This window comes from Methylorubrum sp. POS3 (genome assembly GCF_043352485.1).
GTDB lineage: Bacteria > Pseudomonadota > Alphaproteobacteria > Rhizobiales > Beijerinckiaceae > Methylobacterium > Methylobacterium suomiense.
The window spans coordinates 2,952,443-2,966,294 of record NZ_JAPRBT010000001.1; the positions used below are offsets into that span (position 1 = coordinate 2,952,443).

The 13,852-nt window shown below is 69.9% G+C and carries 14 protein-coding genes; 8 read left to right on the top strand and 6 right to left on the bottom strand.

Annotation, left to right across the window (positions count from 1 at the left end; translation table 11 throughout):
- Nucleotides 1–2: 2 nt before the first annotated feature.
- The gene (locus tag OWC43_RS13725; RefSeq protein ID WP_393957052.1) at nucleotides 3–1,208 is read right to left on the bottom strand and encodes an HD-GYP domain-containing protein; all 1,206 of its coding nucleotides are present in this window, start codon (nucleotides 1,206–1,208) and stop codon (nucleotides 3–5) included.
- Between the two features lie 90 nt (nucleotides 1,209–1,298).
- Between OWC43_RS13725 and OWC43_RS13730 the strand changes: the two genes are divergently transcribed.
- The 4 genes from OWC43_RS13730 to cls all read left to right on the top strand — a co-directional run bounded on the left by OWC43_RS13730 (nucleotide 1,299) and on the right by cls (nucleotide 6,324).
- Nucleotides 1,299–1,715, top strand: a complete 417-nt coding sequence (locus OWC43_RS13730; RefSeq protein WP_137828664.1) for an HIT domain-containing protein — start codon at nucleotides 1,299–1,301, stop codon at nucleotides 1,713–1,715.
- Entirely contained in the window at nucleotides 1,715–2,644 is a 930-nt protein-coding gene (gene nudC, locus OWC43_RS13735; protein WP_393957053.1) for an NAD(+) diphosphatase, read from the top strand. The genes OWC43_RS13730 and nudC overlap by 1 nt, the downstream gene beginning before the upstream one ends.
- Before the next feature lie 285 nt (nucleotides 2,645–2,929).
- Complete coding sequence (locus OWC43_RS13740; protein ID WP_373324464.1) at nucleotides 2,930–4,702, top strand: MFS transporter; 1,773 nt, start codon at nucleotides 2,930–2,932, stop codon at nucleotides 4,700–4,702.
- Between the two features lie 185 nt (nucleotides 4,703–4,887).
- Nucleotides 4,888–6,324, top strand: coding sequence for a cardiolipin synthase (gene cls / locus OWC43_RS13745; protein ID WP_393957054.1), 1,437 nt, complete (start codon nucleotides 4,888–4,890; stop codon nucleotides 6,322–6,324).
- Here cls and OWC43_RS13750 read toward each other — a convergent pair.
- From OWC43_RS13750 to OWC43_RS13765, 4 genes are all read right to left on the bottom strand, one after another.
- Nucleotides 6,215–6,988 (bottom strand): endonuclease/exonuclease/phosphatase family protein, encoded by a 774-nt coding sequence (locus OWC43_RS13750; protein WP_137828668.1) that lies wholly within the window; start codon nucleotides 6,986–6,988, stop codon nucleotides 6,215–6,217. The genes cls and OWC43_RS13750 overlap by 110 nt on opposite strands.
- A 359-nt stretch (nucleotides 6,989–7,347) precedes the next feature.
- Nucleotides 7,348–7,677 carry a hypothetical protein gene (locus tag OWC43_RS13755; protein ID WP_393957055.1) on the bottom strand — a complete coding sequence of 110 codons (330 nt, stop codon included), beginning with the start codon at nucleotides 7,675–7,677 and terminating at the stop codon, nucleotides 7,348–7,350.
- A 274-nt stretch (nucleotides 7,678–7,951) separates the two neighbouring features.
- On the bottom strand, nucleotides 7,952–8,743 hold the full coding sequence (locus OWC43_RS13760; RefSeq protein WP_393957056.1) for an enoyl-CoA hydratase: 792 nt from the start codon (nucleotides 8,741–8,743) through the stop codon (nucleotides 7,952–7,954).
- A 31-nt stretch (nucleotides 8,744–8,774) separates the two neighbouring features.
- Nucleotides 8,775–9,221 carry an Rrf2 family transcriptional regulator gene (locus OWC43_RS13765; RefSeq protein WP_393957057.1) on the bottom strand — a complete coding sequence of 149 codons (447 nt, stop codon included), beginning with the start codon at nucleotides 9,219–9,221 and terminating at the stop codon, nucleotides 8,775–8,777.
- Between the two features lie 84 nt (nucleotides 9,222–9,305).
- Between OWC43_RS13765 and OWC43_RS13770 the strand changes: the two genes are divergently transcribed.
- A complete protein-coding gene (locus OWC43_RS13770; RefSeq protein WP_393957058.1) occupies nucleotides 9,306–10,097 on the top strand; it encodes a class I SAM-dependent methyltransferase in 792 nt (263 codons plus the stop codon).
- Between the two features lie 18 nt (nucleotides 10,098–10,115).
- Here the strand turns inward: OWC43_RS13770 and OWC43_RS13775 are convergent, their stop codons facing one another.
- The gene (locus OWC43_RS13775) at nucleotides 10,116–10,514 is read right to left on the bottom strand and encodes a RidA family protein (protein ID WP_393957059.1); all 399 of its coding nucleotides are present in this window, start codon (nucleotides 10,512–10,514) and stop codon (nucleotides 10,116–10,118) included.
- Between the two features lie 145 nt (nucleotides 10,515–10,659).
- Here OWC43_RS13775 and OWC43_RS13780 point away from each other — a divergent pair, with 145 nt between their 5' ends.
- The 3 genes from OWC43_RS13780 (at nucleotide 10,660) to OWC43_RS13790 (ending at nucleotide 13,713) form a co-directional block, all read left to right on the top strand.
- Nucleotides 10,660–11,256 carry a TetR/AcrR family transcriptional regulator gene (locus OWC43_RS13780; RefSeq protein ID WP_393957060.1) on the top strand — a complete coding sequence of 199 codons (597 nt, stop codon included), beginning with the start codon at nucleotides 10,660–10,662 and terminating at the stop codon, nucleotides 11,254–11,256.
- A gap of 99 nt (nucleotides 11,257–11,355) precedes the next feature.
- Nucleotides 11,356–11,967, top strand: a complete 612-nt coding sequence (locus OWC43_RS13785) for a nitroreductase family protein (RefSeq protein WP_393957061.1) — start codon at nucleotides 11,356–11,358, stop codon at nucleotides 11,965–11,967.
- Between the two features lie 120 nt (nucleotides 11,968–12,087).
- Nucleotides 12,088–13,713 (top strand): acyl-CoA synthetase, encoded by a 1,626-nt coding sequence (locus OWC43_RS13790; RefSeq protein WP_393957062.1) that lies wholly within the window; start codon nucleotides 12,088–12,090, stop codon nucleotides 13,711–13,713.
- The last annotated feature ends 139 nt before the right edge of the window (nucleotides 13,714–13,852 follow it).

Consider the following 13,852-nt stretch of genomic DNA (forward strand, 5'->3'; position numbering starts at 1 on the left):
CTTCAGGCCGCCCGCTCCTGCACCAGGGCGACGATGTCGTCCCAGCGCGAGAGGAAGGCCGCGACGCAGGCCGGATCGAAATGACGGCCGGCTTCCGATTCGATATGGGCGCGGGCCTTCTCCAGCGGCCAGGCCGCCTTGTAGCTGCGGGCCGAGATCAGCGCGTCGAACACGTCGGCGACCGCCACGATCCGCCCGGACAGGGGGATCTCCTCGCCCTTGAGGCCTCGGGGATAGCCGGTCCCGTCCCAGCGCTCGTGATGGGTGAGGGCGACCTCCGCCGCGATCTGGAGCAGGCGCGAGGGACTGTCGTGCAGCATGTGGTAGCCGCGCAGGGCGTGCTGGCGCATCTCGGTCCACTCCTCCGGGGTGAGGGGGCCGGCCTTGAGCAGGATGTGATCGGGCACGCCGATCTTGCCGATGTCGTGCATGGTCGAGGCCAGCGCGATGTCGTCCGCCTCCGCTTGGCTGAGGCCGAGGCCCTCCGCCACCGCGATCACGCCACCCGCCACGCGGGTGAGGTGGTCGCCCGCCTGATCGTCGCGGAACTCGGCCGCCAGCATCAGGCGGCGAATGATCTCGCGCTCGCGGGCCGAGGTCTCGGCAATGGCGCGGGCGGCGTCGCGGCGCATGGCGAGCGCCCGGCGCTCGCTGTCGGCGCGGGCCTGGGCAAGGGCGATCAGCACGCCGACCCGGTCCTGAAGCTCCCATTCGTCGAAGGGCTTGGCGACCACGTCGCTGGCACCGACCTCGCGGGCGAGGCGGCGCAGGGTCCGGGGGGCTCCCTCCGCGACCAGCAGCACGGGCGTCCGCGCCAGATCCTCGCAGGCGCGCAGGGCGCGGATCAGGGCCGGGGCATCGAAGCGCGCGGGCTCGGCCTCGACCACGATCACGTCGGGGGCCTGCGCGATCAGATCCTCGATCACCCGGGCACCGACCGCCACGATGCCGGTGGCACAGGGCAATCCGTGCAGCGCCAGAACCAGGGGCGCGGGCGTGCGCGCCGCCACGATGGCGACGAGGGCGCGGCTCTGATCGGGGCCATCGACGTCCGGCGGTTCGGCCCGCCCGGCCGGGGCGGGATCGGACAGGCGGGCCAGAGGCGGCACCGGCTGAACCGGATGTTCCTCGCCCGCCGGGAGCAGGCGCCGGGATTCGAGCGCCGCGCCGAGCCGGGCGAGAACGCGCTGGACGGGCGCCGGGATCATCGCGTCTCATGCTCCGCGGCGGAGGGACGACGCGGACTTTTGCGGGTCCCGCTCGCCACCTTTCGAACCCGTGCGCTAGATCCCCCCCTCATGAGCGAAGACTTCTCCCTCGACCCGCGGCTGATCGCCGACACCCACGCCGTCGGCGACCTCGCCCTGTGCTCGGTCCTGCTGATGGACGACGCGCGCTTTCCGTGGCTGATTCTCGTACCGCGCCGGCCTGCCGCGAGCGAGCTGACCGATCTGAGCGACGCGGACGCGGCGACCTTGACCGGGGAGATTCGTTTGACCATCAAGGTGATACAAGCGCTCGCAAAGCCCGACAAGGTGAACGTCGCGGCGCTCGGCAACGTGGTGGCGCAGTTGCACGTCCACGTGATCGCCCGCTTCCGTTCGGACCCCGCCTGGCCCGATCCGGTCTGGGGCCGCGGGGAGCGCAAGCCCTATCCGCCGCATGCCCGCGCCCAGATCCTGGAGCGCGCCGCCCAGCTCTTCGCGGACGCCTGATGGACCGCCGGGCAACGAGCGGGCGCGCGGCCCTCGCCTATGTTCAGAATCGCCTCGTGCGCCATTCGACGGAGGCCGGGGCCGCCCCAGCCCTCGCGGAGGCGGAGGCGGGGGCCGGGCTGGTCCTGATGGTCGGCGAGCAGGTGATCCTGCGCGCCACCCCCGGTCCGGCGACGGTGCTGCTCGACCCCGGCGAGGGGCGACGGGTCGGCCCCCTCAGCCACGAGGTGTTTCTCGGGCGGTTCGAGGACCGGCCGGTCTTCGCCGCCGCGGCACCGCCGGAGGCCGCGGACCTGTTCGCCGAGCCCGACCACCGGGCGGTCGACCTGCGGGCGCTCGCCAGCGAGGGACAGGTGGCGCCGGCCGAACTCGGCCTCGCCGCCACGGCGAAATCGCTGCTGGCCTGGCACGCCCGGCACGGCTTCTGCGGCCGTTGCGGTAGCCCGACCGATGTCGGGGCCGGCGGCTTCCGGCGGGAATGCCCGCAATGCGGCCTGCACCATTTCCCCCGCACCGATCCGGTGGCGATCATGCTGGTGCGGCGCGGGGATTCCTGCCTGCTCGGGCGCAGCCCCCACTTCAAGCCGGGGATGTATTCCTGCCTCGCGGGCTTTATCGAGCCCGGCGAGACCATCGAGGACGCGGTGCGCCGCGAAACCGTCGAGGAGACCGGCATCCGGGTCGGCGCCGTCGCCTATCACGCCTCGCAACCCTGGCCGTTCCCCTCATCGCTGATGATCGGCTGCATCGCCGAGGCCGTCTCCGAGGACATCGCGATCGACCCCGCCGAACTGGAGGACGCGCGCTGGATCACCCGCGACGACGCGGCCCGGATGCTGGCGGGCACGCAGCCCGACGGCCTCAGCCTGCCGCCGGCCACGGCCATCGCCCACCTGCTCGTGCGCGACTGGGTGGAAGGCCGGATCTGAGCGTCGGTCGACCAGCGCCCAGGCCTGGCGCCACTCGTTGCAAAAATCAAGAAAAAGCGGGGAATAAACGTACATCTCGAACGTACGCTCACGCTCCAAGTGAGCATTGAACAGCACACCCTCAGTCGTTTTTGAGAGACGACCACGGAAGCCCATAAAAATCTTGATGAAAAAACCGATTCCGGCCCCTCCGGCCCTCTTCTTCCTTAGAGCGTGTTGACATAGCGTCGCCGTGCACCACGAGCGGTGTCAAAAAAACAAGTTCAAGACCTGGAGGAACGCCGGATGGCGACAGCAGCCGCAATACCGCGGACGGACGCGGACGTCAGACCGATGACCGGAAACGAGAAGAAGGTCATTCTGGCCTCCTCCCTCGGCACGGTCTTCGAGTGGTACGACTTCTATCTCTACGGCTCCCTGGCCGCGATCATCGGCGCCCAGTTCTTCTCGGCCTATCCGGAAGCGACCCGCAACGTGTTCGCGCTGCTCGCCTTCGCGGCAGGCTTCCTGGTCCGTCCGTTCGGTGCGCTGGTGTTCGGCCGGCTCGGCGATCTGGTCGGGCGTAAATACACCTTCCTCGTCACCATCCTGATCATGGGCATCTCGACCTTCTGCGTCGGCCTGCTGCCCTCCTACACCACCCTCAACGCCTACGGCGTCGGCTGGATCGCCCCGGTGACGCTGCTGGCGCTGCGCATGCTTCAAGGCCTCGCCCTCGGCGGCGAGTATGGCGGCGCGGCGGTCTACGTGGCCGAGCACGCGCCGAAGGGCCGGCGCGGCTTCTACACCGCCTTCATCCAGACGACGGCGACGCTCGGCCTGCTGCTGTCGCTGATGGTGATTCTGTTCACGCAGATCTACGTCAACGCCAACTACGCCCCCGTCCCGGTCACCGCCGCCGACGGCAGCGCCTCGACCATCACGCCATTCGCCGCCTGGGGCTGGCGCATCCCGTTCCTGGTCTCGATCGTGCTGCTCGGCATCTCGGTCTGGATCCGGATGCAGATGCAGGAGAGCCCCGCCTTCAAGAAGATGAAGGAGGAGGGCACCGGCTCCAAGGCGCCGCTCTCCGAGGCCTTCGGCCAGTGGAAGAACGCCCGCTGGGCCCTGCTGGCCCTGCTCGGCCTCACCGCCGGCCAGGCGGTGGTCTGGTACACCGGCCAGTTCTACGCCCTGTTCTTCCTGCAATCGATCCTGAAGGTCGACCAGTTCACGGCCAACGTCCTCATCGCGTGGTCGCTGATCCTGGCCACCGGCGGGTTCCTGTTCTTCGGCTCGCTCTCGGACAAGATCGGCCGCAAGCCGATCATCCTGGGCGGCTGCGTGCTGGCGGCGCTGACCTTCTTCCCGCTGTTCAAGGCGCTGACCGCGGCGGCCAACCCGGCCCTGCACGCGGCCCAGCAGAACACGCAGGTCGTCGTGAAGGCCGACCCGGCGGATTGCTCGTTCCAGTTCAATCCGGTCGGCACGGCCAAGTTCACCAACTCGTGCGACATCGCCAAGGCGCTGCTCGCCCGCGGCGCGGTGAACTACACCACGGAGAACCAACCGGCCGGCACCAAGGCGACCGTGAACGTCGCCGGTAAGGAGTTCGCCGCCTCCGACCCGACCTTCGCCAAGGATGTCGGCGCGGCGCTCACCGCGGCGGGCTACCCGGCCGCGACCGATCCGGGCATCGTCAAGATCGCGATCGATCCCAAGGACGGCCTGTCGAACTTCGCCAAGGTGGTCGACATCTTCTCCGCGCAGAAGCTGACGATCATCGCCATCCTGACGATCCTCGTCCTCTACGTGACGATGGTCTACGGGCCGATCGCGGCGGCGCTGGTGGAGCTGTTCCCCACCCGCATCCGCTACACCTCGATGTCGCTGCCCTACCATATCGGCAACGGCTGGTTCGGCGGCCTTCTGCCGGCGACCGCCTTCGCCATGGTGGCCCAGACCGGCGACATCTATTTCGGCCTCTGGTACCCGATCGTCATCGCGCTGATGACCGCCGTCATCGGCCTGCTCTTCGTCCCCGAGACCAAGGACCGGGACATCTTCGCCGACGATTGATCGTCGCCGTCACAGCGAGAAGAGAGGAGGGGGCTCCGCCGCGAGGCGGAGCCCTTTTCCGTTCGGACGCGTTCGGCTGTTCGCGGGCCCCGGCTTGGCTTATGGCCGGGGGCGGCGGCAGGCCCCATGACGGCGCGGCGCGCCTCGGCACGATTCTGGGTAAGGCACGGAGCGGCGGGCAGACAGTGGAAGAGGCCCTCACCCGTTGGCTCGTCTATCCCGGCGTGCTGCGCGCGGACCTGCTGACGGCGGCGGGCGTCCTGATCTCACTCGGCGTCAGCCTCCACATCCTGATGCGCAAGCGCGTCGTCGGCTCGGCGATCGGCTGGACCGGTCTGGTGTGGCTCTCGCCGGTCTTCGGCACCGCGCTCTACCTCACCTTCGGCCTCAACCGGGTCGAACGCCGGGCGCGCAAGCTCAAGCGGCGGCCCTCCCAGCAATATGACGAGACGCCCCAGGCGCCCGCTTCCGTGCCGGAGGCCTACGCGCCCCTCGACCGGGCGGTGCGGGCGATCACGAACCTGCCGACGGTCGCCGGCACCGACATCACCGTCTACCGCAACGGCGACGAAGCCTATCCGGCGATGCTCGAGGCGATCGCGGGGGCGCGAAGCAGCATCGCCCTGTCGAGCTACATCTTCCTCGACGACGAGATCGGACAGACCTTCATCGCGACGCTGAAGCAGGCGATGGACCGCGGCTGCCAAGTTCGCGTCATCCTCGACGGCATCGGCAGCGGTTACTTCTACCCGGCGGCCTGGCGTCGGCTCCGGCGCTTGGGTGTGCCGGCAGGGCTGTTCATGCACTCGGTGCTGCCCTGGCGGATGCCGTTCCTGAATCTGCGCACCCACAAGAAGCTGCTGATCCTCGACGGGCGCGTGGCCTTCACCGGCGGCGTCAACATTTCCGACGGCAACCGCGTCGCACGCAAACCCAAATTCCCGATCCGCGACACCCATTTCCGGATCGAGGGGCCGGTGGTCGAGCAGCTCACCCAGGCCTTCCTCGTCGATTGGGCCTTCGTCTCCGGGGAGGAGTTGGAGGGCGAGGCGTGGATGCCACGCCTCTCGCCTGCGGGACATCTCACCGCCCGTATCGTCACCTCGGGGCCCGACGCCGACATCGAGAAGATCGCCACCGTGGTCCTGCAGGCGATTGCCTGCGCCCGGACCTCGATCCGACTGACGACTCCCTATTTCCTGCCGAACGACCTGATCGTCAGCGCGCTCTGCCTCGCGGCGGCCCGCGGCATCGCCGTCGACGTGGTGATCCCACGCCGGAGCGACCACCGCATCGTCGATTGGGCGACGCGGGCCCATATCGATCCGCTGCTGGAGAACGGCGTCCGGGTCTGGCTCGACGAGCCGCCCTTCGACCATTCGAAGGCGCTCTCGATCGACGGCGAATGGTGCTTCATCGGCAGCGCGAACTGGGATTCCCGCAGTTTCCGCCTGAATTTCGAACTCAATGTCGAGGTCTACGATCCGGGACTGGCCCGCCGGCTCGACACGTTCATCCTGGACAAGTGCGAGACGCCGCTGACCCGGGCCGACCTCGACGCCCGCCCGCATCTCGTGCGCCTGCGCGACGCAGCCGTGCGACTGCTTCTGCCATACCTCTGAACCGCCCGCCGTCCATGCCCCCCTCCGGCGCGGGCGAGAGCCGCACCGCGATCGGATGATGGTCGGACAAGCCGCGCGGCAGAACCGTGCGCTCGTGGCAGACGAGGCCGCGCACGAGGCAGCGATCGAGACGCAACGGCAGCACGTCGACCATGGCGTGGGTCGCCCGCCGCGGGCCGACATCGCGGAAGCCGGGCAAGAGGGCGGGGCCGACGATGTTGTAGTCGCCGAGCACCGCTGCCCGCGCCGGCAGGTGACTCTCGATGCGCCGGAGCTGGCGGCGGTTGAGCACCTGCCCGTGCGAGAGATGGACGTTGCCGACGCCGAAGCCGCCCCAGTCGAGCACTTGGCAGACCCGATCGATCAAGACGCCCGGCGGCAGGGGAACGATCGCGGGCGGACGCTCCCACGGCGTCGGGCTCCACATCGCCAGCCCGTGAATGCGCCCCGGCAGTTGCGCCCAGGCATAGACCCCGCCGACCCGTTCCGGCAGGGCGCCGATCTCGCGGGTCGCCTCCTGCATCAGCAGGAGGTCGGGCTGCTCCCGCTCGATCAACTCCACGAGGCAATCCACCGCCGCGCCGGTCCGGCGCAGCAGGTTCCAGCTCACGATCTTCTTCGCGTTCGGGCCGGGCTCGGGGAGGGGAGGGCGTCGCAGCAGCATGGGGTCCGTTCGCGAAGACTCGTGGCGGCCCGGAGCGCGTTTCGATGCGGCGGGCGCCGCTTCGTCGCCGGAATGCGCGTCAAAACCAGGGCCTCGGGATAAGCCCCAAATCGGCCCGATGAGATGGGGCGCGGCGACGCCCCCTCCGAACCGTTCGAACGCACATACGATCCGTCCGGCCACCGAAGGTGTCCGGACGTCGGCGATTCAGCGCATGCCCGACAGCCTGCCGGGCGAGAGCATCGTGCCGGATGCTCTTCCGCTGCGATGTCTCTCAGCTCTGGCGCCGCAACGGCACCTTCCTCAGGCCGGCATCTCTCCTCGCGGCGATGCTTCGAGCCGTGCGCCTGTCCGGCCGATCAGCACGAGAGGCGTCGGCCTTCGCGGCGACCGAACACTTGGTAATGCACGATGCCGGATTCCATCTGGCCCCGACGGACGGCGCGACGGACGTCCGGATTGCAGCGCAGGTACTCGCGCTCATCGAAACCGTAAGCGCGGTCATAGCCACGATCGTAGCCGCGATCATAATTGCGATCGTACCCCCGGTCATAGCCCCGATCGTAGCCGCGGTCGTAGCCACGACCCTCATATCCATAGTCACGGCCGCCATAGGGTTGAGCCGAGACTGAGGCGATGGTGCCAAGCATGGTCAGGCCGACGGCCGCCACTGCAAACACTGCCTTCATGACGGGTATTCTCCTCGTTAGGAGCTAGGAACGCGACGGAAGGATTTTGGTTCGGCTCCGTCGCGGCACGGCCAAGCATGATCCCCAGAATTCTCGTCAGGTCGAGGGGGTCACGCGCACGGCCCGCGCGACCCTACCGGATGCGGGCGCCCCCGATCGATTCGCGAAACGCGCTAGAGCGTGCTGCATTTCTACAGAAACAGAGGCACGCTCTATCTCTTTGTGATCGCACGATGATTCCGGAAAACCGGATTCCACTTTTCCGCATCGTGCTCTAGCGCCCCTTGCGGGCGAGGAAGGCACCGATGCCCTCCTCCGCCGCCCGGGCCAGCATGTTCTCCGCCATCACCCGGCCGGCATGGGCGTAGGCGTCGGCGAGCGGCATCTCGATCTGCGCGTAGAAGGCGCGCTTGCCCACCCGCACGGTGTCGGGGCTGCGGGCCGCGATTCCCCCCGCCAGATCCTGCGCGGCGGACAGGGCCGAGCCGGGCTCGGCGACGTGGCTCACCAAGCCGAGGGTGCGCGCGTCCTCGGCCTCGATCATCTCGGCGGTCAGCAGCATCCGCATCGCCGCCTTGCGCGACAGGTTACGCGAGAGCGCCACCATCGGGGTCGAGCAGAACAGACCGATCTGCACGCCGGGCGTGGCGAAGCGCGCCTGCCCGCCCGCCACCGCAAGGTCGCAGGCGGCCACGAGTTGGCAGCCGGCGGCGGTGGCCACGCCCTCCACCGCCGCGATCACCGGCTGGGGCAGGGCGGGGATCGCCATCATCACCGCCGAGCACAGATCGAACAGCTCCGCGAACTTGCCCGCCCCGCGGTCGGCTTCGCCGCGGTAGCCGGTCATCTCCTTGAGGTCGTGCCCGGCACAGAATGCCGGCCCCGACGCCGCCAGCACCACGGCGCGCACGGATTCGTCCTCCGCCAGCGCCGCGAAGGCGTCGCGCAGGGCCTCCAGCAGGGCGAAGGACAGCGCGTTGCGGGCCGTCGGCCGGTTGAGCGTCAGCGTCGCGACGCCGTCCCTGTCCTCGTGCAGAAGAAGAGGGGCCGCGGCGGATTCGATCATGGGCGTCTCCTCGCATTCCGTGGGGGCCGGATCACCCAACGCCGCAATCGGCCGCACCGGCGCAATGCGCGTCGAAGCTGCGGGCAAGTTCCGCGAGGCTGATCCGGCCGAGCCGGGCGATCAGCAGCGCCTCGGCCTCGGCCAAGGCCTCCTCGATCGCCGCATTGACGACCTTCTCGACCGCACAATCGGGATGCGGACGATCGTTGCCGATCGCGAAGATGCGTGGTCCGCCGACGGCGCGGTGGATATCGAGGAGCGACACCGTGCCGAGGTCGGCGGCGATCGCCCAGCCACCGCCATGGCCCTTGTCGGAGCGCACGTATCCCGCCTCGCGGAGGCCTGCCATGGTGCGCCGGACCACCACGGGATTGGTGCCCAGCATCGCCGCGATCGCCTCCGACGTCATCGGCCCTTCGTGCCGCGCCATGTGAAGCAGCACGTGGAGCATCCGGGAAAGGCGGCTGTCGCTTCGCACACCGCGATCCTTCGCAGGACGGCCACGATTGGCAAGTGGCGGCTATCACGATACTCTAGATGTTACGTGACTGGAGGATCGGCGATGCGCGATTTCGAGGATCCGGGCCGGTGGGATGCGGCGGCCCGCCATTACGCCACGACGGCCCATCCCTTCACTGCGCGCTACGCCGAGGCGGCCCTGAAGCGGGTGCCCCTGGGCCCGGCGGATCGGGTCCTCGACGTGGCGGCCGGCACCGGCGCCCTGGCCCTGGCGGCGGCGCGGACGGGTGCGCAGGTGCTGGCGATCGATTTCTCGCCCGGCATGGTCGCCCGGATCGCCGAGGCCGGGCTCCCCACTATCGAGGCCCGCGTGATGGACGGTCAGGCGTTGGGCCTGCCCGACGGGAGCGTCGATGGCGGCTTCGACGCGGTCTTCTCGATCTTCGGCGTGATCATGTTCCCCGACTGGCGCCGGGGGCTGGCCGAGATGGCGCGGGTGACCCGGCCCGGCGGTTACGGCGTGGTCGCCACGTGGCGGCGTGAAGGCGCGGCGACGTTCCTGCTGCTGAGCGAGGTGCGCCGGCGGCTGTTTCCCGGGATCGAGGGGATGGCGATGCCCGACGGCGTGATCGGCCTGAGCGATCCGGAGGCCTTCGCCGATGCGCTCGTCGAAGCGGGCTACCGCGATCCGTGCATCGAGGTGGTCACGTACGATTACGCGCTCGAGGTCGCCGCCCTCGCCGACCCCGAGGCCTTGTTCGGGATGTCGCAGGACTGGGCGCGTCTGACCGAGTCGCAGCGCGCGGCGATCATCGGCGAGATCCGCCGGATGGCGAAGGGGCGCCCGGTCCTCCCGGTCCCCTCGACCGCCCTGATCGGCGCGGCGCGGCGCTGAGGGCCGGCTGCCGCCCGATCAGGCAACGGGCGGGATGCGCGCGATGACCTTGATCTCGAAGTCGAAGCCCGCGAGCCACGTGACTCCGACGGCGGTCCAGTTGGGATAGGGTGGGGTGCCGATCACGGTGTCGCGCACGGTCATCATGGTCTCGAACTGCGTCTCCGGATCGGTGTGGAAGGTGGTCACGTCCACCACATCGTCGAAGCTGCAGCCGGCCGCCGTCAGCACCGCGTCGAGCCGCTCGAAGGCACGCCGCACCTGGGTCGCGTAATCCGGCTCCGGCGAGCCGTCCTCGCGGCTGCCGACTTGGCCGGAGACGAACAGCAGGTCGCCGGAGCGGATCGCGGCGGAGTAGCGGTGCCGGTCGTAGAGCGCCTGTCGGCCGGGCGGAACGATCGCGTCGCGCTTCGCCATGATCTCGTTTCCTCCATTGCGCACCGGGGTCTCTTCCCCGACGCTGCGACGCGCTTCATATACGCGCCGTATGCCGCGAGATTGTCGACATACGGCGCGTATGTCAATTCGCATACGCGATGTATGCGAATATTCGAGGATGACGATGACGGTTGGACAGCGCGCGCGCATGATGGAGGAGACGCGGGCCAAGCTTCTCCGGGCGGCGCGGGCAGCCTTCGCCGAGAAGGGCTACGCGGCGGCATCGATGGACGAGCTGACCGCCGCGGCCGGGCTGACGCGCGGGGCGCTCTATCACAATTTCGGCGACAAGAAGGGCCTGCTGCGCGCGGTGATCGCGCAGCTCGATGCCGAGATGGTGGCCAAGGCACGGGCCGCGCGCGACCGGGCGGCGACGCCCTGGCTCGGCTTCCTGGAGGAATGCGTCGCCTATATCGAGTTGGCGCTGGAGCCCGAGATCCAGCGGATCATGCTGCTGGACGGACCGGCGGTGCTCGGCGACCCCTCGCAATGGCCGGAGCAGACCGCCTGCCTGCGCACCACGACGGAGACGATCCAGACCTTGATCGAGTCGGGCCTGCTGCGGCCGGTCGATGCCGAGGCCGCGGCCCGGCTGATCAACGGCGCGGCCCTCGACGCCGCCCTCTGGGTCGCCGCGGCGGACGAGCCCCGCGCCGTCCTGCCCAGGGCCGTCGACGCCTTCCGCTGCCTCGCTTCCGGTCTGCTCAGGACAGACGGATAGGGTGAACGACGCCACCCTTTTGCACCGCACCGCGCTCTGCCCTACCTCTTGGCACGGCGGCGCCCGGCGGCGCCGGTCAAGACAGGAGACCGCGCGAAGGTGACGACCGAAACGGACCGCCCGACCACCCGCACACCGGACCACGCCATCGATCCGCTCTTCGTCGAGCGCTGGTCGCCCCGGGCCTTCACCGGCGAGGCGGTGCCGGAGACCGATCTGATGCGGATGTTCGAGGCGGCGCGCTGGTCGCCCTCCTCGTACAATTCGCAGCCCTGGCGCTTCGTCTACGCCCTGCGCGACACGCCCGATTGGGCGGTTTTCCTCGACCTGCTGGTGCCGGGCAACCGCAAATGGGCGGTGGACACCGGGGCGCTGGTCTTCCTCGTCTCCAACAGCCGGATGAAGGTCGGCGACGAGTTGAAGCCCTCCGCGAGCCATTCGCTCGACGCGGGCGCGGCCTCGCTCGCCTTCGCGCTGCAGGCCAACCGCCTGGGCTGGCATGTCCACGGCATAGGCGGGTTCGACCGGGACCGGGCGCCCGGCGTTCTGAACGTGCCCGAGCATCACCGGATCGAGGCCGCCTACGGGGTCGGCCGCGCTGTGCCCTGGGCCGAATTGAGCGAGGAGCAGCGGGAGAAGGAGCGCCCCAACAGCCGCCGTCCGATCACCGATTTCGTCCATGCCGGCGGCTTTCCGAAGCCGGGGGCGTAAGCCGAAGGTACGGATTGCGGCGGGCCGGCTCGCGCGGCGAAGAGACGGCCCGCTTCGGATGAACGGGAAGGCGCGGGGTCCGGCGACGCGGGCGCCCCGCCGGGATCGAGGAATATCGCGGTGCTGAAGCCGGCCGCCACCTACGAGGCGCTGACCGAGAATTTCCGCTGGGAGATCCCCGAGCGCTTCAACATCGCCGGCGACGTCTGCGATCGCTGGGCCCTGACGGAGCCGGAACGCCCGGCCATCCTCGAAGTCGGCCACGACGGTACGGTCGCGACGGTCACGCAGGGAGATCTGCGCGCCCGCTCCCTCGCCCTCGCCGCCGGCTTGGCCGCCCGCGGTGTCGGGGTGGGCGACCGCATCGCCGTGCTGCTTCCGCAATCGGCGCAGGTGGTGGTGGCGCATCTGGCGGCCTACCGCCTCGGCGCGGTGGCGCTGCCGCTTGCCGGCCTGTTCGGTGCCGAGGCCCTGCGCTACCGCCTCGGCGATGCCGGGGCGCGGGCGATCGTCACCGACGCCGCCGGCTTCGCCAAGATCGCGCCCCTGCGTGCCGCCCTGCCGGACCTCGCCCTGGTCATCCGCGTCGACGGTCCCGCCGATGGCGCCGAGAGCCTCGCCGAGATCGAAGCGGCGGGAAACCCGGACAGGTTCGAGACGCGGGCCACCGGGCCGGACGACCCGGCCCTGATGATCTACACCTCCGGCACGACCGGCCTCGCCAAGGGGGCGCTGCACGGGCATCGGGTGCTGCTCGGCCACATGCCGGGCTTCCTGATGATGCACGATTTCCCCGGGCCCGGGGACGGGCCGATCTGGACGCCCTCCGATTGGGCCTGGGCCGGGGGCCTACTCAACGTGGTGATGCCGAGCCTGAGCCTCGGGATGCCGGTGGTGGCACGCGCCGTCACCCGGTTCGAGCCGGAGGCCGCGTTCCGGCTCATGGCCGATCTGAGGGTCAGCCACGCCTTCCTGGCCCCGACCGCCCTGCGAATGCTCCGCGCCGTGGCGGCACCCCGCACGCACTTCGACCTCTCGGCCCTGCGCAACGTCGCCTCGGCGGGCGAGGCCCTCGGGCCGGAGACCTTCGCCTGGGCGCAGGAGGCGCTCGGCCTGACCATCGGCGAGGCCTACGGGCAGACGGAGTGCAACCTCGTCCTCGCCGCCTGCCGCAGGGCGGGCATCGCGCGCCCCGGCTCGACCGGGCGGCCGGTACCGGGCCATCGCGTCGCGGTCCTGCGAGCGGACGGGAGCGAGGCGGATATCGACGAACCCGGCGAGATTGCCGTGAGGGCTCCCGATCCGGTGCTGTTCCTCGGCTACTGGAATCAGCCCGAGGCGACGGCCCGGAAATTCCGCGACGGCTGGTGGCTCACCGGCGACACGGCCCGGCGGGACGCGGACGGCTACGTCCATTTCGTCGGCCGCGAGGACGATCTCATCACCTCGGCGGCCTATCGCATCGGCCCGACCGAGATCGAGGATTGCCTCCTGCGCCACCCGGCGGTGGCGCTCGCCGCAGCAATCGGCGTGCCCGATCCACTGCGCACCGAGATCGTGAAGGCCTTCGTCGTTCCCCGCGACGGGGTCGTCCCCTCCGAAGCTCTGGCAAGCGACATCCTGGCCTTCGCCAAGCGCCATCTCTCGGGCCACGAAGTGCCCCGCAGCCTGGAATTCCGCGACAGCTTACCGATGACGACGACGGGCAAGATCATTCGCCGGGCCCTGCGCAACGATCCGACCTGACCCGCGCTTGCCGTCGAGAGCGGCGCGCCGACTCTTGGCTCAGAGTTGGGTCACCCGGTGCCTCGCGGCTGACCGCGACCGGGGCCGGAGGGGGCGGGCCGACCATGCGCTCGATAGCCGCGATGCCCGCGTGAGAGCC

What these genes read in the sequence shown, in the direction of transcription:
- OWC43_RS13725 (WP_393957052.1), bottom strand. Translation starts at nt 1,208, where the DNA reads ATGATCCCGGCGCCCGTCCAGCGCGTTCTCGCCCGGCTCGGCGCGGCG.
- OWC43_RS13730 (WP_137828664.1), top strand. Translation starts at nt 1,299, where the DNA reads ATGAGCGAAGACTTCTCCCTCGACCCGCGGCTGATCGCCGACACCCAC.
- nudC (WP_393957053.1), top strand. Translation starts at nt 1,715, where the DNA reads ATGGACCGCCGGGCAACGAGCGGGCGCGCGGCCCTCGCCTATGTTCAG.
- OWC43_RS13740 (WP_373324464.1), top strand. Translation starts at nt 2,930, where the DNA reads ATGGCGACAGCAGCCGCAATACCGCGGACGGACGCGGACGTCAGACCG.
- OWC43_RS13750 (WP_137828668.1), bottom strand. Translation starts at nt 6,988, where the DNA reads ATGCTGCTGCGACGCCCTCCCCTCCCCGAGCCCGGCCCGAACGCGAAG.
- OWC43_RS13755 (WP_393957055.1), bottom strand. Translation starts at nt 7,677, where the DNA reads ATGAAGGCAGTGTTTGCAGTGGCGGCCGTCGGCCTGACCATGCTTGGC.
- OWC43_RS13760 (WP_393957056.1), bottom strand. Translation starts at nt 8,743, where the DNA reads ATGATCGAATCCGCCGCGGCCCCTCTTCTTCTGCACGAGGACAGGGAC.
- OWC43_RS13770 (WP_393957058.1), top strand. Translation starts at nt 9,306, where the DNA reads ATGCGCGATTTCGAGGATCCGGGCCGGTGGGATGCGGCGGCCCGCCAT.
- OWC43_RS13775 (WP_393957059.1), bottom strand. Translation starts at nt 10,514, where the DNA reads ATGGCGAAGCGCGACGCGATCGTTCCGCCCGGCCGACAGGCGCTCTAC.
- OWC43_RS13780 (WP_393957060.1), top strand. Translation starts at nt 10,660, where the DNA reads ATGACGGTTGGACAGCGCGCGCGCATGATGGAGGAGACGCGGGCCAAG.